This window comes from Cytobacillus sp. FSL H8-0458, assembly GCF_038002165.1.
Lineage (GTDB): Bacteria > Bacillota > Bacilli > Bacillales > Cytobacillaceae > Cytobacillus.
Genome location: NZ_JBBOBR010000001.1, coordinates 2,729,299 through 2,752,708, shown reverse-complemented (window position 1 = coordinate 2,752,708; position 23,410 = coordinate 2,729,299). Strand labels below are relative to the sequence as shown.

General features: G+C 41.0%; 20 protein-coding genes and 1 riboswitch. Of the genes, 11 read left to right on the top strand and 9 right to left on the bottom strand.

Annotated elements, in window-relative coordinates:
- Positions 1–34 precede the first annotated feature (34 nt).
- Both NYE23_RS13390 and NYE23_RS13385 read left to right on the top strand, forming a co-directional pair.
- Positions 35–1,012, top strand: coding sequence for a carbohydrate ABC transporter permease (locus tag NYE23_RS13390; protein WP_341078529.1), 978 nt, complete (start codon positions 35–37; stop codon positions 1,010–1,012).
- Entirely contained in the window at positions 1,009–1,878 is an 870-nt protein-coding gene (locus tag NYE23_RS13385) for a carbohydrate ABC transporter permease (protein ID WP_341078527.1), read from the top strand. Before NYE23_RS13390 ends, NYE23_RS13385 begins: the two co-directional genes overlap by 4 nt.
- Positions 1,879–1,913: 35 nt before the next feature.
- Here the strand turns inward: NYE23_RS13385 and NYE23_RS13380 are convergent, their stop codons facing one another.
- The 7 genes from NYE23_RS13380 to NYE23_RS13350 all read right to left on the bottom strand — a co-directional run bounded on the left by NYE23_RS13380 (position 1,914) and on the right by NYE23_RS13350 (position 7,094).
- On the bottom strand, positions 1,914–2,654 hold the full coding sequence (locus NYE23_RS13380; RefSeq protein WP_341078524.1) for a hypothetical protein: 741 nt from the start codon (positions 2,652–2,654) through the stop codon (positions 1,914–1,916).
- A gap of 148 nt (positions 2,655–2,802) precedes the next feature.
- Positions 2,803–3,570, bottom strand: a complete 768-nt coding sequence (locus NYE23_RS13375; protein WP_341078521.1) for a TatD family hydrolase — start codon at positions 3,568–3,570, stop codon at positions 2,803–2,805.
- Positions 3,571–3,582: 12 nt separating this feature from the next.
- Positions 3,583–4,317: an ABC transporter ATP-binding protein gene (locus tag NYE23_RS13370; protein WP_341078519.1), complete on the bottom strand. Its 735-nt coding sequence runs from the start codon at positions 4,315–4,317 to the stop codon at positions 3,583–3,585.
- Positions 4,314–5,081 carry an ABC transporter permease gene (locus NYE23_RS13365; protein ID WP_341078516.1) on the bottom strand — a complete coding sequence of 256 codons (768 nt, stop codon included), beginning with the start codon at positions 5,079–5,081 and terminating at the stop codon, positions 4,314–4,316. Before NYE23_RS13365 ends, NYE23_RS13370 begins: the two co-directional genes overlap by 4 nt.
- A complete protein-coding gene (locus tag NYE23_RS13360) occupies positions 5,078–5,371 on the bottom strand; it encodes a thiamine-binding protein (protein ID WP_341078513.1) in 294 nt (97 codons plus the stop codon). Before NYE23_RS13360 ends, NYE23_RS13365 begins: the two co-directional genes overlap by 4 nt.
- A 14-nt stretch (positions 5,372–5,385) precedes the next feature.
- Positions 5,386–6,390, bottom strand: coding sequence for an ABC transporter substrate-binding protein (locus NYE23_RS13355; RefSeq protein ID WP_341078511.1), 1,005 nt, complete (start codon positions 6,388–6,390; stop codon positions 5,386–5,388).
- Positions 6,391–6,498: 108 nt separating this feature from the next.
- Positions 6,499–6,607, bottom strand: a riboswitch (TPP riboswitch).
- Positions 6,608–6,680: 73 nt separating this feature from the next.
- Positions 6,681–7,094 (bottom strand): YkvA family protein, encoded by a 414-nt coding sequence (locus NYE23_RS13350; protein WP_341078509.1) that lies wholly within the window; start codon positions 7,092–7,094, stop codon positions 6,681–6,683.
- Positions 7,095–7,241: 147 nt separating this feature from the next.
- Here NYE23_RS13350 and NYE23_RS13345 point away from each other — a divergent pair, with 147 nt between their 5' ends.
- The 5 genes from NYE23_RS13345 to treC all read left to right on the top strand — a co-directional run bounded on the left by NYE23_RS13345 (position 7,242) and on the right by treC (position 13,439).
- Positions 7,242–7,955, top strand: coding sequence for an NAD-dependent deacylase (locus tag NYE23_RS13345; protein WP_341078506.1), 714 nt, complete (start codon positions 7,242–7,244; stop codon positions 7,953–7,955).
- A 123-nt stretch (positions 7,956–8,078) separates the two neighbouring features.
- Complete coding sequence (gene tatA, locus NYE23_RS13340) at positions 8,079–8,252, top strand: twin-arginine translocase TatA/TatE family subunit (RefSeq protein ID WP_341078504.1); 174 nt, start codon at positions 8,079–8,081, stop codon at positions 8,250–8,252.
- Positions 8,253–8,537: 285 nt separating this feature from the next.
- On the top strand, positions 8,538–9,941 hold the full coding sequence (gene treP / locus NYE23_RS13335; RefSeq protein ID WP_341078502.1) for a PTS system trehalose-specific EIIBC component: 1,404 nt from the start codon (positions 8,538–8,540) through the stop codon (positions 9,939–9,941).
- Positions 9,942–10,031: 90 nt separating this feature from the next.
- A complete protein-coding gene (locus NYE23_RS13330; protein WP_341078500.1) occupies positions 10,032–11,702 on the top strand; it encodes a glycoside hydrolase family 13 protein in 1,671 nt (556 codons plus the stop codon).
- A gap of 51 nt (positions 11,703–11,753) precedes the next feature.
- Entirely contained in the window at positions 11,754–13,439 is a 1,686-nt protein-coding gene (gene treC, locus NYE23_RS13325; RefSeq protein ID WP_341078498.1) for an alpha,alpha-phosphotrehalase, read from the top strand.
- Between the two features lie 47 nt (positions 13,440–13,486).
- Here treC and NYE23_RS13320 read toward each other — a convergent pair whose 3' ends face one another.
- On the bottom strand, positions 13,487–14,704 hold the full coding sequence (locus tag NYE23_RS13320; RefSeq protein ID WP_341078497.1) for a NupC/NupG family nucleoside CNT transporter: 1,218 nt from the start codon (positions 14,702–14,704) through the stop codon (positions 13,487–13,489).
- Between the two features lie 181 nt (positions 14,705–14,885).
- A complete protein-coding gene (locus NYE23_RS13315) occupies positions 14,886–15,761 on the bottom strand; it encodes a metal-dependent hydrolase (RefSeq protein ID WP_341078495.1) in 876 nt (291 codons plus the stop codon).
- A gap of 189 nt (positions 15,762–15,950) precedes the next feature.
- On the opposite strand from NYE23_RS13315, the gene NYE23_RS13310 reads away from it, so the two are divergent.
- The 4 genes from NYE23_RS13310 (at position 15,951) to NYE23_RS13295 (ending at position 23,402) form a co-directional block, all read left to right on the top strand.
- The gene (locus tag NYE23_RS13310) at positions 15,951–17,528 is read left to right on the top strand and encodes a peptide chain release factor 3 (protein ID WP_095243995.1); all 1,578 of its coding nucleotides are present in this window, start codon (positions 15,951–15,953) and stop codon (positions 17,526–17,528) included.
- Positions 17,529–17,922: 394 nt separating this feature from the next.
- Positions 17,923–19,302 (top strand): Na+/H+ antiporter NhaC, encoded by a 1,380-nt coding sequence (gene nhaC, locus NYE23_RS13305; RefSeq protein ID WP_341078493.1) that lies wholly within the window; start codon positions 17,923–17,925, stop codon positions 19,300–19,302.
- A gap of 182 nt (positions 19,303–19,484) precedes the next feature.
- Positions 19,485–22,739: an efflux RND transporter permease subunit gene (locus NYE23_RS13300; RefSeq protein WP_341078492.1), complete on the top strand. Its 3,255-nt coding sequence runs from the start codon at positions 19,485–19,487 to the stop codon at positions 22,737–22,739.
- Between the two features lie 186 nt (positions 22,740–22,925).
- Positions 22,926–23,402 (top strand): hypothetical protein, encoded by a 477-nt coding sequence (locus NYE23_RS13295; protein ID WP_341078491.1) that lies wholly within the window; start codon positions 22,926–22,928, stop codon positions 23,400–23,402.
- Positions 23,403–23,410 lie beyond the last annotated feature (8 nt).

Here is a 23,410-nt window from a genome sequence, read left to right as displayed (position 1 = left end):
TCTTTATAAATACTATAAAAAGAAGGTGTATGGGTTGAAATCTTATGAGACAACGATTGAGCGGCGGGGAGCAGGTCTTGCAGGAAAAAAAGGGAAGGCATCACACAGACAGCTGTCACGCCAAACAAGAGAAAATATCTTTGGCTATCTCTTTATAAGCCCGTGGATAATCGGATTTCTGGGACTGACACTTGGCCCGTTATTATTTTCCTTATTTGCCAGTTTTACAGACTATAATATTACTTCAAAAATGAATTTTATCGGTCTTGATAATTTTAAACGCATGTTTACGATTGATAATCTATTTAAAACGTCACTATGGAACACTTTATATTATGTTTTATTCTCTGTCCCGCTGACCACAGCAGGGGCGATTTTTCTGTCGGTTCTTCTAAATCAGAAAGTAAAAGGCATGAAATTTTTCCGCACACTTTATTATCTGCCTGCTATCCTCTCAGGTGTTGCAGTTTACTTTTTATGGATGCAGCTGCTGAGTCCGTCAACAGGTCTGGTTAATACGTTCCTGGCATGGTTTGGAATTGAGGGGCCAGCATGGCTGTTTGACCCTGAATGGACGAAGCCTGCTTTGCTTTTGATGAAAATGTGGAGTGTCGGCGGAGGGATGCTTCTATATCTGGCAAGTCTGCAGGGGGTATCAAATTCCCTTTATGAAGCAGCGGATCTGGATGGGGCCGGTGTAATGCAGAAATTTTTTTATATTACATTGCCGATGATTTCGCCGATCATTTTCTTTGATGTGCTGACAAGTACGATCGGTTCATTTCAAATTTTCCAGGAGGCTTATGTCATGACGGAGAATGGAAGCGGCGGACCTGGAAATTCACTTCTGTTCTATAATCTTCATATGTGGAATAATGCGTTTGAGGTGTTTGACATGGGCTATGCCTCTGCAATGGCCTGGCTGCTGTTTATTGTCGTCATGATTCTGACAGTCATCAATATGAAAATCGGTAAAAAATGGGTTCATTATGAGGGAGGAGATGATAAATGAGAACGGCTGCAGCACCGAAGTTTTATGAGACGAAAAAATTCAAAGATAAAGTAAAGCAGGCGTTGGTTTTCATCGTTTTATTAGCAGGAAGTGTACTGGTAATATCTCCGCTGTGGTGGATGATTTCGACTTCTCTGAAATCTCCTGCTGAGATAGCTCAATATCCGCCGACCTTTATGCCGAAAGAATTCCATTTTTCCAATTATGTTGAAGCGTGGAAAACAGCACCGTTTACCCGCTGGGCTATGAATACGTTCTTCATTGCCTTTTGCGGAATGGCGGGAAGCGTTATTGTCAATTCGCTGGTTGCTTATGCCTTTGCGAAGATCCGTTTTAAAGGAAGAAATGCTTTGTTTATAGTTGTGTTATCAACCATGCTGATTCCCGGATTTGTCACCATGGTGCCTCAGTACATTTTATTCTCCAAGCTTGGCTGGGTAAATACGTATCTGCCGCTGATTGTTCCGGCCTTTTTGGGGAGTGCCTTTTTCATCTTCCTGCTTCGACAGTTTATGATGACTATTCCGAATGAACTTATTGAAGCAGCTGTTCTGGACGGTGCAAATCATATTCAGATATGGTGGCATATCATGCTGCCATTGACGAAGCCAGCGCTTATTACTGTAGCCATTTTCTCATTTAATGGCGCATGGAATGATCTTCTTGGACCGTTATTATATTTAAATGATGAAAGTCTTTACACGCTGCAGATCGGTCTTCAAACCTTCAAGGGAACTGTACAGACACAATGGCACTACCTGATGGCCATGTCAGTCATGGTATTATTGCCTGTAGTGCTGTTATTTTTCTTCTTCCAGAAGCACTTTATAGAAGGTTCGAATATCGCATCAGGCACGAAAGGATAACAAAACCGGCTAAGCGATTCGCTTAGCCGTTCTTTTCATTGTATAGGGCAATAGGTTCTCCATTCTCCGTCAACACACACCTTATGGCGGGGAACATAGCATTCAATGACCACAGAATCCGGGTTCAGCCCGTTTTCTTCAAGCTGGAATGATACTGAAACTTCAGACTCAGTGTTAGCGGATGAGCAGGGATAGCCGCCGCGCCATTCATACTTTGTACAGTAGTAGCATAGCTGACCGGATGCTGCGGCTTTATCGGAAGAGACTGTATTGCTTTGGGCAGCTTCTTTAATCAGCTGTGTTTTTTTCATTTCTATTTCTTTTAAATAATCAGTAAAGGTGCTGTCTTTTGATATATCTATTTTGGTCTCCTTTTCAGACTTCAAGTCTTTTACATAAAAAGCCTGATCCTCAATAAGCCTGCTGTAATCAACCAGCCGCACTTTTAATTCCTTCCCGGACTCAAAGGAGAAAGATAGAAGAGACGAGAAATTTACAAGAGCTTTTTCATCTAAGGAAATGTTTTTTTCATTGTATTCAATTTCATATTGCACTGTCCAGCCATATTGTTTTCCTTTTTCATCAATAAGAGCTTTTGGCTGGGCGGGGGCATCTTTTAAAATAGAGGATTTAAATTTCTTAAACTTTTCAGACTTCATTACGGCTTTAATGAAATCTTTCTCAGTCAAATCAGTTGAACTGCTTTTGGGCTGTGCAGAAACATTGCCTGAGAAAACTAGTAAAATAGTCAATAATAAGAAAATATACTTTTTCATCACATACCTCCTAAAAGTATTGTCCAATATAAGATTAACCTATATTTCCATAATTAGGAATGGTGCGATGTGATTATATTTATCTAGTATATTTTATCTAATCTGAATAAAAAAAACAGCCTAATGGTAAAAGAATTTTTAAGGCCGATTAATCAATATTATAGAAGCTCTTTGTATTAGCATAAAGCATCTTTTTGGCGCTGCTGAAAGATATTTCTTTTAGTTCAGCAAGGGCACTGATGGAATGGGCCATCATGGCTGGGTGGGTAGGTTTGTTTTTAAAAGGGCCATCGAATTCCCATGGACCGTCTGTTTCTGCCATCAATTTATCCAGCGGGTAATCCCGTACAAGGTCCTGTATTTCTTTTTCGTACACGATATCTGGAGTGAAGGAGATGTAATAGCCATTGGAAATAAGCCTGCTTGCTGCTGCAGTGTCACCTTTAAACCAGTGGAAATGAGCCTTTTTAATCGAATGCTTTTCCAATAAATTGCACACAATCGGTGCATCATCATAAATTGAATGGAGGACAATGGGCTTATCCAACCTGTTAGCAAGCTTAATAAATTCTTCGAGAAGTTCAATATATCCGCCAGACAGCCTGCTCCCCTCAGACCTCAAATAGTATGGAAGGCCAACCTCGCCAACAGCAGCCATCTGTTCTGTGTGAATCCTTATCCAGCTGAAAAGCTCTGATATATCATGATCACTGGGCAGAACCTGTTCAGGGTGGAAACCAAAGGCAGGTTTTACAAAGGGATAAATTTCTGCAAGAGCAAGATTCCTTTTGCAGGAGGCTAAATCACTTGAAACTGTAACAAGTGAAAGCTTAAACGTCAGCTCATGAAACATTTTTTCTATATCACTATTGCTGTACTTATCAAGATGAATATGGGCATCAATATACTTATCCATTGCTGTTGCCTCCTAATGATTTTTCAGCGCATGATGGATGCTTCTTTTGCATTCAAGGAAATTTTCATCCAGGAAAATTTCCTCCATCCGCGGCCTCACAAAAGGCACTTTATATTCTTGAACCACTTTAGCAGGCTTGCTGCCGAGTATCAATATTCGATCGGAGAGGTAAATGGCTTCTTCGATATTGTGAGTGACAAACAGAATCGTCGGCATATGTTCATTCCAAATATCGAGAAGCCATTTTTGCATATCAAGACGGGTAAGCTCATCCAAAGCTGAAAAGGGTTCATCCAGCAGTATGATTGGCTGTGGGCTTAATAGTGCCCGGATAAAGGCGGCCCTTTGCTTCATGCCTCCTGATAATTCATGCGGAAATGCATTTTCATAGTCACCGAGTCCCGCTTTTTGAAGCATTTTTCTGGCTGTTTCCGGATCGGCTTTTCCCATAATTTCCTGGCCAAGCAGAACATTCTGAAGGATGGTTCTCCATGGCATCAGGGAAGGAGTCTGGGGCATATAGCTAATTGAACCGCGTTTGCCGTTGATCTCTTCATTCCGAAGTGTTATGGACCCTTCATCAGGCAGGAGCATCCCGCCAATCAGGTTAAAGATGGTGCTCTTTCCGCTGCCTGATGGACCTAGAATTGAAACAAACTCTCCTTCATTTACTTGAAAACTCAAATTGCTTAAAACCTGATTTGAATCAAAACTTTTCGTTAGAGAATTAACCGATAGTTGTATCATTTCCTGCCACTCTCCCTGGACTTCCATTTAATAAGCAAACGTTCTGACAGTAATATACCTCCAAAAAGCAGCAAACTTAACAGCATAATCGCAAGTATGGCTACAAAAACACGGTCTGTCCGAAATGATGAAGAGGCTAGAGTCATATAAACCCCTATTCCAGCTTTAGCTCCGAGCCATTCAGATATTACAGCACCCATCACACTATAGGTTGCAGAGATCTTTAGCCCGGAAAATAAAGATGGAAGGGAATGGGGAAGCTCCAGCTTCCAAAACAGCTGTCCTCTGCCGGCTCCAGCCATCAGCATATAATGCCTGAGTTCTCCTGGAGTTTGCCGAAATCCATCCAATGCTGCAACAGTAATGGGGAAGAAGCATACCAGTGTAATGACAATAAGTTTTGGAAGTATGCCAAATCCAAACCATACAACCAGTAAAGGCGCCAGAACAATTATTGGCACATTCTGTGAAAGGATGAGAAGCGGGTAAACAGACTCCCTTATAAAAGGTAATAAGTGCAATATAACAGCTGTAAGCAATCCGGTGGCAGTGCCAATGGCAAACCCCCATAGTGAAAGCAGGACTGTCGATTGAAGATGCGGGCGGAAGCCCTCCCAGCCCAAAGCCGCCTCCTGAATGATATCTGTCGGGGGAGGCAGGAGCCAAGCAGGGACTTTTGCCAGATTTACCGCCACCTCCCAAAGAATGAATAAAAGGAGGAGAACCGCAGCCGGCCTCCACCCTTTTCTAAATACATTATTCATGGACGGTATTTCTCCGTTAAATCACTCATTTCAATTCCGTCCGGCTGATACAGAATTTTAACCTGTGAGATAACATTGCTGCTTCCTTTTTCAATCATTTTTCTGTTCATATCAGCAATGATTTTCAATAAATGTTCTAAATCGCCTTCCATCGTTGTTTCCAGGGGATGCACTTCGTACTTAACACCGGATTGCTGAATAATGCTGATTGCTTCATCAACGTATGGTATAACATTTTCCCCATCTTTTGTTTTTGGTATGATTTGAATGCTTACAAGTGCGTTTGCCATTTAATAAACTCTCCTTATTCCGGCAGGAAGTCATTTGTAAATGCTTTGCCGGCATCTAATTCTTTATCTAAAAGACCATTTTCATGCATCCAGTCTGCATAGTTTTCCCAGACCTCAAGCTTTTGTTCACCCCATTTTGAAGCATCATCCTGATAGCGGGGTGATAGCCATTCCTGGCTCTTTTTGACCAATTCGCTGTCCAGGTCCGGAGCATTCTTTAACAAAATATCTGCTGCTTCGCCAGGCTGCTCGATTGCAAATTCATACCCTTTGGCTGCTGCTTTTACAAATGCTTTGACAGTATCCGGATCATCTGCAATCATTTTTTCGCTGGTCGCGAGAACGGGCGTGTAGTAATCCAGTTTTTCTGAGTAGTCAGTAAGATAGACCATATTAATCTTTTCCCCCCGAAGTTCTGCTTCTACACCTGTCCATCCGTAATAAATCCATGCGAAGTCTATATCTCTTTTAACAGCTGTAAAAAAGTCAGCATTCCCCATGTTAACGATTGAGACCTTATCAACATCGGCGTTTTCCTTTTTCATTAGGGAGTCTATTACCGATTTTTCTACAGGAGCTCCCCAGCCGCCATAAGTTTTTCCTTCAAAGTCTTTCGGCGATTTAATATTTTTTTCAGCAGGTGATGCAAAACCGGAAGTATTATGCTGTATTACAGCTGCTATAGAAACAAGGGGAACGCCCTGTACACGTGCTTCCGTGATGCTTTCCTGATAGCTGACACCGAAATCAGCCTTGCCTGATGCAGTCAATTGATCTGAACCTGCTTCACCTGGCATTATAATTTCGACATCGAGTCCTTCTTCTTTAAAATATCCTTTGTCCTTTGCGGCATACAAGCCGGTATGGTTGGTATTGGGTGTCCAATCCAATACAACAGTAACTTTTTTCAAATCTTGTTTGCTGTCTGCATCTTTGCTTCCAGTCTGATTATCCGTTCCATTACCGGCACAGCCTGAAAGAAGCAGCAGTGAACAGATAGCTGCAATCCACTTTTTCATAAGTAATCCTCCTAAAAACCTTTATGTAATAAGGAAAGTTAATGATAGTCTGCCCTTAAAAAATAAAAACGCCCCGGTATAAACCAGGGCGCATATAAAAACATTTAGTATGTTTAAGAATATGTTCCCTACGCTGGTATGAGCCAGATCAGGTTCAAAGGGTCAGCATCTTAATGATGAAGTCTCAACCGGCATACCGGTTCCCCTACATTTCTTGCTATTTAATTTTGAAGGCATAAATACTTTCCATCATTATTATAGCAAATAATATCAAAATGGACAGAAAATATTTATTTCATCTCAATGGTCCTGCTCTCTTTCCAGATTTTGAATTTTTCAAGTTCACCTGTAATTTGGCTGACGGCAAAACCAAGGACTGCTGCATCATCTAAGATTCCCATTCCTATTAAAAAGTCAGGAACAAGATCTATAGGGGAAACAAAGTATAGTATGGTAGCAATAATAAAGATAATCGACTTTTTTGAAATATGCCGGTAATCGCCTTTAGACCATGCCTTAACTAAATCGATTAGAAGCTGAAACTTTTCCCATATATCACTTAATGAAGATTTGTTTTTATCTGCTTTAAGTGTAGCCTTTTTTAGCAGTCCTTTTGTTTTTTCAGGGTCCTCAGCATAACGTTTGGCCCTGGAAGAAAATTTTTTATAGCCGTCCTTATAATCTTTCGTTTCTATTTCAGGCATAGCTATCACTCCTATATTTGATAATTCGCATAAACAGTTATAATCTAGTATTTACCGCATACCTGACATGACATAAACATTTGAGTAGGAGAAATAAATGGAAATCAAATTTAACCTGTGACAAAACCTAATGGGGAGCTGATATCTATGCTTGAGAAATGGCTGAAGGAATCTAATTATACAGTAATATTAACTGGAGCAGGAATGTCGACGGAAAGCAGACTGCCTGATTTCAGGTCTGCCAATAATGGATTATGGAATGGGAAAGATCCCGGAAAAATAGCCAGTACAGACGCGTTAAATGAAAATGTGAACGAGTTTATAGAATTTTATCGGCACAGGGTAATCGGGCTTAAGGAGTGCACTCCCCATCAAGGGCACTATATACTTGCAGATTGGGAAAAGAGAGATATTATTAAGAGCATTATCACCCAGAATGTGGATGGATTTCATGGACTGGCGGGAAGTAAAAAAATATCAGAGCTCCATGGGAATTTGCAGACACTCCATTGCCAGAAATGTAAAAAAGAGTTCCCGAGCGAGGGGTATTTACATGGACAATTCCAATGTAATTGCGGGGGTGTGCTCCGTCCTTCAGTAGTTCTGTTTGGGGAAATGCTTCCTGAGGAGGCTTTGGATTTCGCAGCAGATGAAACAGAAAAGGCAGAACTTTTTATTGTTCTGGGATCATCCTTGACTGTAACACCTGCAAATCAGTTTCCGCTGATAGCCAAACAAAACGGAGCAAAACTAGTGATTATTAATATGGAACCTACGGATTTCGACATTTATGCTGATGAAGTGATCCATGAACGCAAAATTGGTGAAGTGCTGGATGAACTTGATAGAGCCTTTAAATAGTCGAAAAACGCGAATTCATGAAAATAGCTCTCATGCTATGATTTTTTTAATCAATCCACTATAATGGACAATGAACATGATTACTACTGCCTCAAGCGATATGATATATAAGGAGTGTTCAGCATGTTATCAAACATCGGTATTCCAGGTTTAATTCTCATCCTGGTTCTGGCTCTGATTATTTTTGGCCCTAAGAAACTTCCTGAAATAGGGAAAGCGTTCGGGGAGACCTTAAAAGAATTTAAGAAATCTACCCGTGAACTCACAAAAGATGATGACGATGATAAAAGGAAATAACCTATTCGATTGGTTTAGGACCGGCTTTGAAGACAAATTAGTCTCGAAGCCGGTTTTTTTGTTTTCTGGCTTCCGAAGCGATGGAATGGGTATAGAAGAGAGGGGAAAGAAAAAATGGTTGACTAACATGTATATACAAGATAGAATGAAAGCGTAAACAGTTCATGTATATACAAGTTGGTTCTTGTATAATGGATAGATTTATAAAAATCGAGAACGATAAATAAGGACCTTATAACTGTTTCTTTCTTTAATATGAAAACGGTAACAGGAGGAGAGGGAAGAATGGCTACAAATAAAGAGTCAGCAGAGCAAATCGTAGAAGCTGTCGGGGGCAGTGATAATATCGCTGCGGCCACTCATTGTGTTACACGGCTGCGTTTTGCGTTAAAAGATGAAGGAAAAGTCAACAAAGAAAAGCTCGAAGATATTGATATTGTAAAAGGTTCATTTTCCACCAATGGACAATTCCAGGTTGTGATCGGACAAGGCCTCGTTGATAAAGTATATAAAGAAATGACAGATGCAACCGGAATTGGCGAATCGTCAAAAGAAGAGACCAAAAGTGCAGCTGCCGAAAACTTAAATCCCCTACAGCGCGGAATTAAAACACTGGCGGATATTTTTATTCCAATCCTCCCGGCTATCGTAACAGCTGGTTTGCTGATGGGAATCAACAACATTATGACAGCACCGGATATTTTCTTCGATGATAAGTCGTTTGTTGAAGTTTATACAAACTGGGCTGATCTGGCGAGCATCATTAATCTGATTGCCAATACTGCTTTCGTATTCCTTCCAGGCCTGATTGGATGGAGTGCTGTAAACCGGTTTGGCGGCAGTCCGCTTCTTGGTATGGTGCTTGGTTTGATGCTGGTGCACCCGGATCTTTTAAATGCATGGGGCTATGGTGCAGCAGAGGAAGTTCCGAAGTGGAATTTATTTGGTCTTGAAATTGAAAAGGTAGGTTACCAGGGCCAGGTATTGCCTGTATTATTTGCTTCATATGTTTTGGCTAAGATAGAAGTATTTCTTCGAAAAAGAATTCCTGATGCTTTTCAGCTTCTGACTGTCGCGCCAATCGCTTTACTAGTTACTGGATTTCTTTCTTTTATTGCCATTGGACCCATTACATTCACGATCGGCAGCTGGATTACAAATGGGGTTGTCGGAATCTTTGATGCTGTTCCAGCCCTTGGAGGCTTGATATACGGAGGATTATATGCACCTTTAGTTATCACTGGCATGCATCATACATTCCTGGCAGTTGATCTGCAGCTAATCGGCAGCATTGGCGGCACGTTTTTATGGCCGATGGTGGCATTGTCCAATATTGCACAGGGTTCAGCCGCTTTTGCCATGATGCTGTTAAGCAAAGGGAACGAAAAGCTGAAAGGGCTTGCGCTCACTTCTTCAATTTCAGCTTGGCTGGGCGTAACGGAGCCGGCGATGTTTGGTGTTAATCTTCGCTTTAAATACCCGTTCTTTGCAGCAATTATTGGATCAGCTGTTGCAGGCATATTCATCACTATTAATGGAGTTAAGGCACCGTCGATAGGTGTAGGAGGCTTGCCGGCATTTTTCTCCATCTTTGCGGAAAACTGGGGTGCTTTCTTTATCGGAATGGGAATCGCACTAGTTGTGCCTTTTTTATTAACTTTAGCTTTCTCGAAATTTAAAAAAGCTTAAATAAAATGATTGATGCCATGGGATTCTATGATTCCATGGTATCGCCATTTTTAGGCTTGCTCAAAATTTAATTATACCGGAGGTCGGATGATGAAGAAGCAATGGTGGAAAGAAAGTGTGGTTTACCAGATCTACCCTCGGAGCTTCATGGACAGCAATGGAGATGGAATAGGAGATTTACAGGGAATTATCTCAAGGCTTGATTACTTGAAAGAGCTTGGAATAGATGTGGTCTGGCTTTCTCCAGTTTATAAATCACCAAATGATGATAATGGCTATGATATCAGTGATTATCAGGATATTATGCGTGAGTTTGGAACAATGAAGGATTGGGAACAGCTTCTTGGGGAGCTGCATAAAAGAGGCATCAAACTCATTATGGACCTGGTGGTGAACCATAGTTCAGACGAGCATATCTGGTTTTCAGAAGCAAGGAAATCGAAAGATAATCCATACAGGGATTACTATATATGGCGTGAAGGAAAGAATGGAAAAGAGCCGAATAACTGGGGCAGCAATTTCGGCGGATCTGCCTGGGAGCTTGACGAAAGTACAGGAGAATATTATTTGCATCTGTTTTCAAAAAAACAGCCTGATCTAAACTGGGAGAATCCGAAACTGAGAACAGAAATATACGACATGATGACCTGGTGGCTTGAAAAAGGGATTGATGGATTCAGAATGGATGTGGTCAACTTTATATCCAAAGTGGAGGGACTTCCTGATGGTGAACCAAAGCCCGGGAAGAAATATGCTTCTGGAAGCAAGTATTATCGAAACGGCCCAAAAATTCATGAATACCTGCAGGAGATGAATGAAAAGGCAATTTCGAAGTATGATGTTATGACTGTCGGTGAAATGCCTGGTGTTAATCCTGAGTGGGCCAGGCAGTATACAGGAGAATCACGCAATGAGCTGAATATGGTCTTCCAGTTTGAACATGTTAGCCTGGATAACGGGCCAAATGGCAAATGGGATCTTAAACCCCTCGATCTATTTGACTTAAAAACAAATCTGACAAAATGGCAAAATGAACTGGATGAGGTTGGCTGGAACAGTCTTTACTTCAATAATCATGATCAGCCGCGCTCTGTTTCAAGATTCGGGAATGATGGAGAGTATTGCGATAAGTCAGCAAAGATGCTGGCAACATTGCTGCATATGATGAAGGGAACTCCATATATTTATCAGGGCGAAGAAATTGGAATGACAAATGTCCGTTACTCAAGCATTGATGAATACAGAGATATAGAAACACTTAACTTTTATAAAGAAGCTCTTAACGATGGCTGGACAGAGGAAAAGGCACTGGAGGCCATCTTTGCAAAAGGGCGTGACAATGCAAGGACACCAATGCAATGGGATTCCTCCAGACACGGAGGATTTACGAAAGGGACCCCATGGATAAAAGTAAATCCTAACTATAAAGACATTAATGTCGAAAAGGCCATGAAAAACCCTGACTCTGTTTTTCATTATTATAAAAAGCTTATTGAACTCAGGAAGAAAAATGAAATTATTATTTATGGAAAGTATAACCTTATACTTGATCACCATCCCGAAGTCTACGCCTATACAAGAACACTGGACAATCAGATTCTTCTTGTCATGTGCAACTTCTATGGCGGAAACACTGAAGCAGAACTCCCTGCAGACATCCAGGAGAAAAAATTCGAACCGCTGATTGGGAATTATAGTGATATACAAATCAGCAGAACAATTAAACTTCGTCCATATGAAACTCAGGTGCTTCTCTTTTAACAGCTAAAAGAAAGGCATAATCTCAAAAAAACTAAAACAGGGTGATTCTAAATGAAACAACCGTGGTGGAAAAAAGCAGTAGTATATCAAATTTATCCGAAAAGCTTTAACGACACGACAGGAAATGGAGTGGGAGACATTCCTGGAATTATTGCCAAGCTTGATTACTTAAAAGAATTAGGTGTGGACGTCGTCTGGCTGACACCCATTTATAAATCTCCACAGCGTGATAACGGATATGACATTAGCGATTATTTCAGCATCCATGAAGAATATGGAACAATGGCAGATTTTGATAAGCTCCTTGAAGAAGCCCATAATCGGGATATAAAAATCATTATGGATATTGTTGTTAACCATACTTCCACTGAACATCAATGGTTCCAGGAAGCAAAAAAATCAAAAGACAATCCATACCGCGATTTTTATATCTGGAAAGATCCTAAGGAAGATGGAAGCGAACCGACAAACTGGGAATCCAAATTCGGCGGAAATGCATGGCAATATGATGAAGAAACCGGCCAATATTATCTTCATCTTTTTGATGTTACACAGGCAGATCTAAATTGGGAAAATGAAGACCTTCGCCGCAAAGTGTATGACATGATGGAATTCTGGTTTAAAAAAGGTGTAGATGGCTTTAGACTGGATGTAATCAATCTGATTTCCAAAGATCAGGATTTTCCGGATGATGACGGCTCTGTACCTCCGGGCGACGGCAGAAAATTCTATACCGACGGCCCTCGTGTACACGAATTTATGCATGAAATGAATGATAAAGTATTCTCAAAATACGATAGTATGACAGTTGGGGAAATGTCATCCACTACAATTGATCATTGTATCAAATTTTCCAACCCCAAGCGGGAAGAATTAAGCATGACTTTCAACTTTCATCATTTAAAAGTGGACTACCCAAATGGGGAGAAATGGGCACTGGCTGAATTTGATTTTAGTGCATTAAAGCAGATTTTATCGAAATGGCAAACTGAAATGCACAATGGGGGAGGCTGGAATGCTTTATTCTGGTGCAACCATGACCAGCCCCGGGTTGTATCAAGATATGGAGATGACAAACACTATCATCGTGAATCTGCTAAAATGCTGGCGACAGTCATTCATATGATGCAGGGGACTCCATATATTTATCAGGGTGAAGAGTTTGGCATGACGAACCCCGGCTTTGAGAGCATTGAAGACTACAGAGATGTAGAATCACTGAATGTTTATTCTATCCTTAAGGAAAAGGGAATGGCAGAAGAAGAAATCATCAACATTCTCAAAAGCAAATCGCGCGATAATTCCCGGACGCCGGTGCAGTGGAATAGTGCTGAAAATGCCGGATTCTCCGATGGAACGCCATGGATTCATGTTGCATCCAATTACAGGGAAATCAACGCCGAAAACGCATTGAAAGACGAGAATTCTATTTTTTATCATTATAAAAAGCTGATCCAGCTTCGAAAGCAATACGATATTATCACATATGGTGACTATGAACTTATTTCTGAAGACCATCATGATGTATTTGCTTATGTTCGAAATGGTGATAATGAAAAGCTTTTGGTCGTAAATAATTTTTATGGAAAAGAAACATCATTTACTCTTCCTGAACACATTCACGCAGATGAATATAAAGAAGAAATCTTACTGACCAATTACAAGCAGTCACCTTCAGCTGCGGGGACCATCCAGTTAAGGCCATATGAATCCGTTATCTATTATTTAAAGAAATAAAAAAATCCTCCCTGTCTAAGGGAGGATTTTCCATATGTCAAAGTTCATTAAAACAGCATTCCGGCTATGGCGGCACTTAACATAGATGCCAGGGCTCCAGCAGCAACAGCCTTCAAGCCAAGCCGTGCAATGTCCTGCCTGCGGTTCGGGGCCAATCCGCCAAGTCCTCCCAGCAGAATGCCCAATGAAGATATATTGGCAAATCCGCAAAGGGCGAAGCTTACAATTGCCACCGTTTTATCAGATAAAGTTGGGATATCGGGCGCAAAGGCGGAGTAAGCAACAAACTCATTCAAAATTAGCTTCTGGCCAATATAATTTCCTGCCTGTACGGCTTCTGACCATGGAACTCCTATAGCAAACGCAAGCGGAGAGAACACATATCCAAGAATGATTTCGAGCGTTAAGCCTTCTAACCCAAATAACCCTCCAACCCATCCAAGAAGCCCGTTAATTAAAGCAACCAAAGCAATAAAGGCCAGCAGCATCGCGCCGATATTTAAAGCGAGCTCAAGTCCGACACTTGCTCCTTTTGCGGCTGCATCAATAACATTTGCAGAATCGCTATCCACTTCCATATCAAATTCCTTAGGCTCTTCTTTATCTTCTGTTTCAGGAAGCATTACTTTGGCCAGGACCAACCCAGCAGGTGCAGCCATAAAGCTTGCTGCCAGAAGATATTCGAGAGGCACTCCCAATAAGGAATACCCAATTAATACAGATCCTGCCACCGAAGCAAGGCCTCCGGTCATGACCGCAAATAACTCGGATTTGGTCATATTGGCGATAAATGGGCGGATCACAAGCGGAGCCTCAGTCTGGCCCACGAATATATTGGCTGCTGCAGACATGGATTCCGCTTTTCTGGTCCCGAGAAGCTTAGCCAGTCCCCCGCCGAGGATTTTAATGAAAAACTGCATAATCCTTAAGTAATAGAGGACGGAAATCAGTGATGAAAAAAAGATTACAACAGGCAAAACCTGAAATGCGAAAACGAAGGCAATGCCCGATTCATCTGTAAAAAGGCCGCCAAATAAAAAATTTATTCCCTGATTGGCGTAATTGATTATATCGTTCACCTTCATTGTGAGCCATTCCAATCCTTCTCTGCCGCCTTCCCATTTTAGAACGAGAAAGGCGAAAATCAGCTGAATGGCAAGCCCTCCCGCTACTGTTCTTACACTTATCGCCCTTCTATTGCTTGAAAGAAGGAAGGCTATCCCTAAAACGACAATAATACCGAATATCCCCCAAATAAAATTCATGTTTACACCTCTTTAATATGTAGTAGTTTTTCCTGGCAAAAATCAGCAGCAGTAATCCTATTCCCTTGTGAAACTGCTTGTAAAGCTCAATAGTTGTATTATGTGCAAAAGGAATAAATTCATGAAAATACTATGCATGAAGAAAATAATGGGGATAAACGGAAAAAGATGAGTACAGCGCTCATCTTTCTGTGTTTTTTTCAATATATTCGAATAAAAATGACTGGCCGTTTCTGTAAAAACGGGGATCGTAGAGTCCAAGCCTTTCATCATCATCAACAAGAACGACAAATGGAGACCATTCATAAAGGGTTCTAGCTTCAGGAGCTTGCGAAAACAATTTGTCTAAATCTGCAGTTTCTTCTGATTGAAGCACATATTGGGTTTTCTTTTTGGTGAAAAGAGTATCATTGAATATGGTGACTTCGTTATCTTCCTTTGTAATAACGGAATAAGTCCATGGTATAAACTCTGCCGATAGGGCAACTTGTTCATATTGGTCATCATACTGCTTATAAATGAGGTATCCCTGTGTGCTTTGGATTACTACATGAAGAAGCATAAATGCCCATGCCATTTTAAAATAATAGGGGGATTTTGATTTATTCTTTTTTGTAAAGAAAAAGGCTGCTCCCATTATGATCCAAAACACTAAATCAACAATTGGTATGGTACCAAAAGTAACTCTCATATTTGAAAAGGGCTCCAAATAACCTGTGCCCCATGCATTGAATAAGTCGCTGGTATTATGTATGAAAACTGCCAGCAATCCCAGCAGAAAAAGCTTCTTATCCTTGACTCTAAAAAGCAGGAAGGACAGCAGCAAAAACAGCAGGGCCCACACCGGAGTCAGGAAAATGGAATGGGTAATCCCCCTGTGCCACATCTGATAAAGTCCTTCTGTATCCCAGAATCGGGAGATGACATCGATATCGGGAATTTGACTAGCCCCTGCAGCGGTAAGCAAATACGCTCTCCTGGAGTTCTTGTCCATTCTCTGTTTATCAACTGCACCATATAGGCTCAAGCCGAATAAAGTATGAGTAATTGTGTCCATTTTTAACCTCCTTTTTTACATTTAGTTTCCCTATTATAAGCCTCAAAAAGAGTAATAAAAAGAAATATGCAATCTTAAATGCGTTGCAAACTTGACTTGAGAGCGATAAAATTGAAGGTATTGCTATAATTAAGTGACACATTGATTACTTGATCAACAAATTTTCATATAAGTAAGTGAGGAACGACTATGTCCAAAAATTTTAAAGAAGAAGTTTTATCCCGCCGCACGTTTGCGATCATTTCCCACCCGGATGCCGGTAAAACGACGCTGACCGAAAAGCTCCTATTGTTCGGTGGTGCCATTCGTGATGCAGGTACAGTTAAAGGGAAGAAGACAGGCAAATATGCGACAAGTGACTGGATGGAGATTGAGAAGCAGCGTGGAATTTCTGTAACCTCCAGTGTAATGCAGTTTGAATATGAGGGAGCGCGTGTTAATATTCTTGATACGCCTGGTCACCAGGATTTCAGTGAAGATACGTATCGCACGCTGACAGCCGTTGACAGTGCCGTTATGATCATCGACTCAGCTAAAGGTATCGAGGAGCAGACACTTAAATTATTCAAGGTCTGCCGCATGAGAGGAATTCCGATATTTACTTTTATGAATAAGCTTGACCGTCAGGGAAAAGCACCCCTTGAGCTCCTTGCTGAATTAGAAGAAGTTATGGGAATTGAATCTTACCCAATGAACTGGCCAATTGGGATGGGGAAAGAATTCCTTGGGATCTATGATCGGTTTAATAATCGTATTGAGCAATTCAGGGTAGAGGAAGAGGACCGCTTTATTTCCTTAAATCAGGAAGGTGAAATAGAGGGGAACCATTCCATTAAGGATTCTGGACTATATGATCAGACGCTTGAAGAGATTATGCTGTTAAATGAAGCGGGCAATGAGTTTTCAAGAGAGAGAATTGCAAATGGAGAACTGACTCCTGTGTTTTTTGGAAGCGCACTGACCAACTTTGGTGTACAGACTTTCCTTGAGTCTTATCTGCAATTTGCACCCCCTCCGCAGCCAAGAAATTCGACTGCAGGGGAAATTGATCCGCTTTCAGAAGAATTTTCTGGCTTTATATTTAAAATTCAGGCCAATATGAACCCTGCACATCGCGACCGGATTGCATTCTTAAGAATTTGTTCAGGCCAATTTGAGCGGGGCATGGCTGTGAACATACCAAGAATCGGCAAGTCCATTAAGCTTGCGCAGTCCACTCAATTCATGGCTGATGACAGAAGTACAGTTGATTCTGCAGTCAGCGGAGATATCATCGGAATTTATGATCCGGGAACTTACCAAATAGGCGATACATTAACAGCCGGAAAAAATAACTTCCAATATGAACGACTTCCTCAATTTACACCTGAGCTTTTTGTTAAAGTAACAGCTAAAAATGTCATGAAGCAAAAACATTTTCATAAGGGCATTCAGCAGCTGGTTCAGGAAGGTGCCATCCAGCTGTTTAAGACAGTCAAAATGGAAGAATACCTCCTGGGTGCAGTGGGACAGCTTCAGTTTGAAGTTTTTGAACACCGCATGAAAAATGAATATAACACAGAAGTATATATGGAAAGACAAGGCTCCAAGATCGCACGCTGGGTAGAAGGCGATGAGGTCAACGAAAACCTTTCCAGTGGAAGAAGCCTCCTGGTTAAAGACCGTTACGGCAAAAATGTATTTCTATTTGAAAATGACTTTGCACTCAGATGGTTCCAGGAAAAAAATCCTGATGTAAAACTATATAATCCGATGGACTCGGAATAAAGCTGGCGGCCCTTTATGGGCCGTTTTAGCCTTCCATATATTCCTTTCTCATTACTATTGACATATCTATCAATAGATAATATAGTAGTAACACATACGCTTTAATGCTAAAAAGCGTTTAAGTTAAAAAGCAGAAAGTGTAATCTCAATTAAAGATCTTGTCCGCAGCATAAGTAGAGTAATTGCCGGCAGCAAATAGAAACTGGATGGCTGATGAAAATCCAGGCAGCAATGGTCGAAATACAACTGCATCCAATATGGACAATACTTTTTAAGTGGGTAAGCAGCATTTGCTTATCAATTAGGGTGGTACCGCGGAGCTCCTTCGTCCCTATAGGCGAGAGGGCTCTTTTTGTTTGTATTGAATTACAGGCAAATTTAGGAGGAATACATTATGCATCATGATCAGGCAGCATTGAATTTAAAGCCCCTGGAGGCACTCATTGTCACTTTGATAATTTTAGGCGGAATCAGCTATTCAATTATTTTTGCCGGGGCAGTTCCCCATATTCCGGTTGTTTTCGCGATAATGGGATTAATAGCTTACGGTTTAATAAGAAAAGTATCTATAACACACCTGGAAAAGGGACTTATTGAAGGTGCCCAGTCCGGATTAGGGGCTATTTTCATCTTCTTTCTAATCGGTATGCTGATAAGCAGCTGGATGGCGAGCGGCACGATTCCTACATTTATTTATATGGCTTTGGAAGCTGTTAATGGAAAGTTCTTTTATGCCATAGTATTTGTGGTAACATCTGTGATCGGCATGAGCATAGGAAGCTCACTTACAACAGCTGCTACATTGGGAGTGGCCTTTATGGGAGTCAGTTCTGCTTTGGGCCTCTCGGATGCAATTACGGCAGGTGCAGTTATTTCCGGCGCATTTTTTGGAGATAAAATGTCCCCCCTATCCGATACAACAAACCTGGCATCATCGACAGTTAAGGTGGATTTATTTGAGCATATCAAGACGATGGCCTGGACAACAATTCCTTCGTTTATCATTTCACTGGCAATCTTTGCTTTCCTGTCACCATCGGAGGCAGCATCTGATTTCTCAAAGATTGCCCAGCTGAAAAAAACTTTGCTGGATGAGGGATTGGTCCATTGGTACTCCCTGATTCCTTTTGCGATTTTGACTATAATGGCCATTAAAAGAGTATCAGCTATTATTACGCTGTCTGCAGGCATCGTATCTGCATTAATCTTAGCCGTTATCGTCCAAGGCAGCTTCGGTTTGGAAAAAGTTATGACATTGCTGTTTTCAGGATATGCTTCAAATAGCGGTTCAGAGGAAGTTGACGCCCTTTTATCAAGAGGCGGCATGGAAAGCATGATGTTTTCGATTTCTTTGGTATTGCTCGCGCTTTCTATGGGCGGTTTATTCTTTAAGCTTGGCATCCTTCCGGCACTTCTGGAAGGGGTCAAAGGGCTTTTGAATCGGATGTCAGCTCTAATGGCGGCAGCAGCAGGAACAGCAATCGGGATTAATTTCCTGCTTGGCGAACAGTACCTGTCAATTCTCTTAACAGGAAATGCTTTCAGAGAGCCCTTTGAAAAAGCCGGGCTGCATCCAAAGAATCTTTCCAGAATTCTTGAAGATGCAGGCACGGTAGTAAACCCATTAGTTCCGTGGAGTGTCTGTGGAGTTTTTCTAACTGGTGTGCTAGGTGTAGAAACAACAGCTTATATGCCATTTGCATTATTCTGTCTGTTCAGTCCTGTAATCACCTTAATCTATGGATTTACGGGTTTTAAAATCGAAAAACTATAGAGAAAAGCAGCTGCTTAGGCTGCTTTTTTCTGTGGGTAAGGAGATACTATAATTTACAAAGATATATACAGCACACTGATTGCTTGCATCGTAATAGCTGCTTTTATATAGTTAAAATGTGTTAAATCTACATGCATCGATCACAAGTTTATCTCATCCAGTCATTGAAAGGAGCAGAATGTGTGCGAATAAGCGATTTTTCAATCAAAAGGCCAATTTTTACATTGGTTACGATGTTCTTAGTGCTTATTTTAGGAGTAGTCTCCCTCTTAAATATTCCATTAAAACTCATTCCAGATCTTAATCCTCCTGTTGGAGTAGTAGTCACTTCGTATCCTGGAGCAAGTCCCGATGAAGTGGTGGAAAAAGTAACAAAGCCGCTTGAGGAAAATCTGGCAACATTGCCGGGGATTAAGACCTTGACCTCTACCTCGCAGGAGAGCGCAAATTTCATTTTAATGCAATTTTCATGGACTACAGATATTGATGAAATACAAAGTGAGGTCATTCAAAGACTGGACCAGACACAGCTTCCTGATGAAGCTGATAAACCGCGATTTATGAAGTTTGATCCTGCTCAATTTCCGATTATTCAATTATCTCTTAGTGCAGATGAAGAGCCTGAAGCATTGAGAAGGCTTGCAGAAGAACTGAACCTGGAGCTTTCTAAAGTTGAAGGAGTAGCAAGCGTAAATCTCTCCGGAACAGCCATTAAGGAAGTAAGAGTGGAACTTGACCAGGAAATGCTGAGAGATTTCAAACTTAGCCAGGCGGATGTTGTGGATGTAATTGAATCCAATAATATATCAATGCCGGGTGATCCCGTTTTGACTGAGGGAAAAGAGCTGACAACCAGAATCATCAGTTCCATTGATTCTCTGGATACACTGAAAAAACTTACGGTAACAGTTGATCCAGCAACAGGCAATAAAGTAAGCCTTGATGATATCTCAGAGGTTCAGCTGGCCAGCCAGGATGATCGCACCATCACGCGCACAAACCAGGCTCCATCTGTCTTACTGAGTGTCCTGCAGCAGTCGGATGCTAATACGGCAGAGGTATCAGACCAATTTATAAAGCAATTGGATAATCTGCTTGAAAAGGAACAGTTTGAAAATATTGATTCAGAAATTCTTTTCGATCAGGGGGATTACATAAGTCTTGCAATAGGAAATATCTCCAATTCACTGATTCTTGGCGGTATTTTTGCTATGATTGTGCTGTTTTTCTTTTTGAAAAATGTTAAAAGTCCGCTCATTATTGGGATCTCAATTCCTTATTCAGTTATTTTCACGTTTGTTTTAATGTATTTTTCCGATTTCACCTTAAATATTATGACTCTCGGCGGATTGGCGCTTGGAATAGGCATGCTGGTGGATAATTCCATCGTGGTTATTGAGAATATTTACCGTCACTTATCGATGGGGAAAGATCCTAAAACGGCGGCAAGTGTTGGGGCAAAAGAAGTAGGAAGTGCAATTACAGCTTCCACACTGACGACAGTTGCAGTATTCCTCCCAGTAGTATTTATAACTGGAATAATCGGTGAATTGTTTAAGGAGTTTGCCCTGACCATTTCCTTTAGCTTATTTGCATCTCTGGTTGTTGCCCTTACAGTTGTGCCGATGCTTGCGAGCAGGCTGCTGAAGTCTCCAAGAACAAACACGGAGAAAAAAAGGCAGGAAACAGGCTTAATGCGATCACTTGAAAAATCAATAAAGTGGTCTTTGCGGAATCGTGCAGCGGTAATAGCTATTACCATGCTGTTATTGGCAGCGGGCAGCTTTGGATTGACCACAGTAGGCACACAATTTCTGCCAAATGCAGATGAGGGCTTTTTTACGGTGCGTATGGAGCTTGAGAACGGCACTGCACTTTCAGAAACAGAAAAGGTTGTATCAGCTTTAGAGGAAGAATTAAAGGATGAAGAAAATGTAGATACATTTGTCAGTCTCATTGGAACTACACAGGAAGGGTCCTTCCGGGGCTCGAAAAATGCCAACATCGCTGAATTGTATATCAAAATGAAAGAGCTGGATCAGCGGGAAAGGTCAACATTTGAATTTGTCGATGAGGTAAAAAAGGATTTGGAAAGTGCTGCCTCAAAGGTTAATGAAACTGCAGAACTCTCATTTAATACACAATCTACAGCAGGTACATCGCCGAATACACTGACCTTCAGTGTAAGGGACACAGATCCCAACCGCTTAACGGAAAATGTTGACAATGTCTATAATGCATTGAAAGAGCTTGAGGATGTAACCGAATTGTCGACTGATCTCATGGATACCGTTGAAGAAATTCAGATTACTGTGGACCGTGAAAAGGCTCTTGAGGAGGGCCTGGCGCCCGCTCAGGTAGCCATGGCAGTAAATGATGTTACCCGGGGCAATCGTGCTACACAAATGATAGATGATGAATCCAATATATATGGCGTTTTTGTTGAGTACGATCGGGAAGTCACACAGGATATAGAAAATTTGAAGAAATTGCTTATTAAAAAGCCTGATGGCAATTATGCAGCTCTGATTGATGTAGCCAATATTGAGCGAGGAGAAGGACCGGTAAATATTCAGCGCATTAATCAGCAGGATGCTGTCCAATTTACATTAAAGTACAAGTCTTCTACAAACATGGGTGCCATGTCAAAAGAAGTGGATAAAGAAATTGCTGATCTGAAATTGCCGGATGAAACAGAAATCGTTTTTAGCGGTGACAGAGAATTACTGGAATCATCCATTGATGACCTGATTCTGGCATTTGTACTGGCAATCGTGTTTATTTATCTTGTCATGGCAGCTCAATTTGAGTCGCTTAAATATCCGCTGGTTATCATGTTTACTGTGCCGCTCATGGTGATAGGCGTGGCAATTGCTCTTACCGCAACCCAAACACCTATTAGTTTAACAGCTATAATCGGGATTATTGTGCTTGCAGGAATTGTAGTTAATAATGCAATAGTCATTGTCGATTATATCAACCAAAAGAAAGAGCAGGGTCTTAAGAGCTACGATGCCATAATCACTTCAGTTAAGGACCGTGCAAGGCCAATATTCATGACGGCCTTAACTACTATACTTGGATTAGTGCCTTTAGCACTTGGCATTGGAGAAGGAACAGAAATTAACCAGCCTATGGGAATTACTCTTATTGGCGGGCTTATCAGCAGTACGTTCCTGACACTATTTGTCATACCAGTTGTATATAGCTTTTTTGACAAGGATACAAGGCGATTAAATAAAATGTATGCAACACCGGATGGCCACTTAGTGCCAGCGTACCTGCTTGAAGAAAGAGTGGACAAAAACTGGAATCACGATAATGAAGAAGACAAAAATCAGCTTCACTCCTCTGATCCTAAATCTTACAGCAGAGATGATATGGCAGCCATGCTGGAGGAATTATTAAAAATTGTAAAAAGGGATGGCGATGGATAAGGAAAAACAAAAACGGGATGATAAATCCTAGATCTGATGAAGGCTCCTTCTAATGAAGGGGTCTTATTTTTGAACTCAAATCTAAATCCTTAAAGGGGTATCAGGAAAATATCTGGAAATTTAATTGATAATTAACCAATTTTCAGAGCACAATAAAAGTATCGACTTGTAGCTGGTGGTAATGAAATGAAAAAACTCAGTAAACTAGAAGCGGTTTTTTGGAGTATTGCATTGCCGGGTTTTAGCCAATTATTGGTGGGGCAGCTGTGGAAGGGGACATTGTTTGTCGTCCTTGAATTTATCATTAATGTATACAGCCATTTTAATTCGGCCATCATGTACAGTTTTATGGGCGAAATTGATAAAGCTGTTCATGTCCTTAATTATCAGTGGCTCATGTTTTATCCTTGTCTTTACATGTTTGCAATGTGGGATGCATACCGCAGTGCTATGCCGGAAAATGAAGAATTATCTTTCCTTCCTTTTGTATTCAGTGCCTATTTTGTCACAGTAGGACTAATGTACTCAACAAAACTGAAATTGTTTGGAATATTTTTTGGGCCGGTCTTTCTTCCTATGATCTTTGTTATTCCTGGTGTAGTAACCGGTCTTTTGATCAGATGGATCATTTTAAGATGGAGAAAGCACCAGGTACAAAGTTAAGGCGGCAA

Coding starts and splice junctions, on each gene's coding strand:
- NYE23_RS13385 (WP_341078527.1), top strand. CDS start 1,009: ATGAGAACGGCTGCAGCACCGAAGTTTTATGAGACGAAAAAATTCAAA.
- NYE23_RS13380 (WP_341078524.1), bottom strand. CDS start 2,654: ATGAAAAAGTATATTTTCTTATTATTGACTATTTTACTAGTTTTCTCA.
- NYE23_RS13375 (WP_341078521.1), bottom strand. CDS start 3,570: ATGGATAAGTATATTGATGCCCATATTCATCTTGATAAGTACAGCAAT.
- NYE23_RS13370 (WP_341078519.1), bottom strand. CDS start 4,317: ATGATACAACTATCGGTTAATTCTCTAACGAAAAGTTTTGATTCAAAT.
- NYE23_RS13365 (WP_341078516.1), bottom strand. CDS start 5,081: ATGAATAATGTATTTAGAAAAGGGTGGAGGCCGGCTGCGGTTCTCCTC.
- NYE23_RS13360 (WP_341078513.1), bottom strand. CDS start 5,371: ATGGCAAACGCACTTGTAAGCATTCAAATCATACCAAAAACAAAAGAT.
- NYE23_RS13355 (WP_341078511.1), bottom strand. CDS start 6,390: ATGAAAAAGTGGATTGCAGCTATCTGTTCACTGCTGCTTCTTTCAGGC.
- NYE23_RS13350 (WP_341078509.1), bottom strand. CDS start 7,094: ATGCCTGAAATAGAAACGAAAGATTATAAGGACGGCTATAAAAAATTT.
- NYE23_RS13345 (WP_341078506.1), top strand. CDS start 7,242: ATGCTTGAGAAATGGCTGAAGGAATCTAATTATACAGTAATATTAACT.
- tatA (WP_341078504.1), top strand. CDS start 8,079: ATGTTATCAAACATCGGTATTCCAGGTTTAATTCTCATCCTGGTTCTG.
- treP (WP_341078502.1), top strand. CDS start 8,538: ATGGCTACAAATAAAGAGTCAGCAGAGCAAATCGTAGAAGCTGTCGGG.
- NYE23_RS13330 (WP_341078500.1), top strand. CDS start 10,032: ATGAAGAAGCAATGGTGGAAAGAAAGTGTGGTTTACCAGATCTACCCT.
- treC (WP_341078498.1), top strand. CDS start 11,754: ATGAAACAACCGTGGTGGAAAAAAGCAGTAGTATATCAAATTTATCCG.
- NYE23_RS13320 (WP_341078497.1), bottom strand. CDS start 14,704: ATGAATTTTATTTGGGGGATATTCGGTATTATTGTCGTTTTAGGGATA.
- NYE23_RS13315 (WP_341078495.1), bottom strand. CDS start 15,761: ATGGACACAATTACTCATACTTTATTCGGCTTGAGCCTATATGGTGCA.
- NYE23_RS13310 (WP_095243995.1), top strand. CDS start 15,951: ATGTCCAAAAATTTTAAAGAAGAAGTTTTATCCCGCCGCACGTTTGCG.
- nhaC (WP_341078493.1), top strand. CDS start 17,923: ATGCATCATGATCAGGCAGCATTGAATTTAAAGCCCCTGGAGGCACTC.
- NYE23_RS13295 (WP_341078491.1), top strand. CDS start 22,926: ATGAAAAAACTCAGTAAACTAGAAGCGGTTTTTTGGAGTATTGCATTG.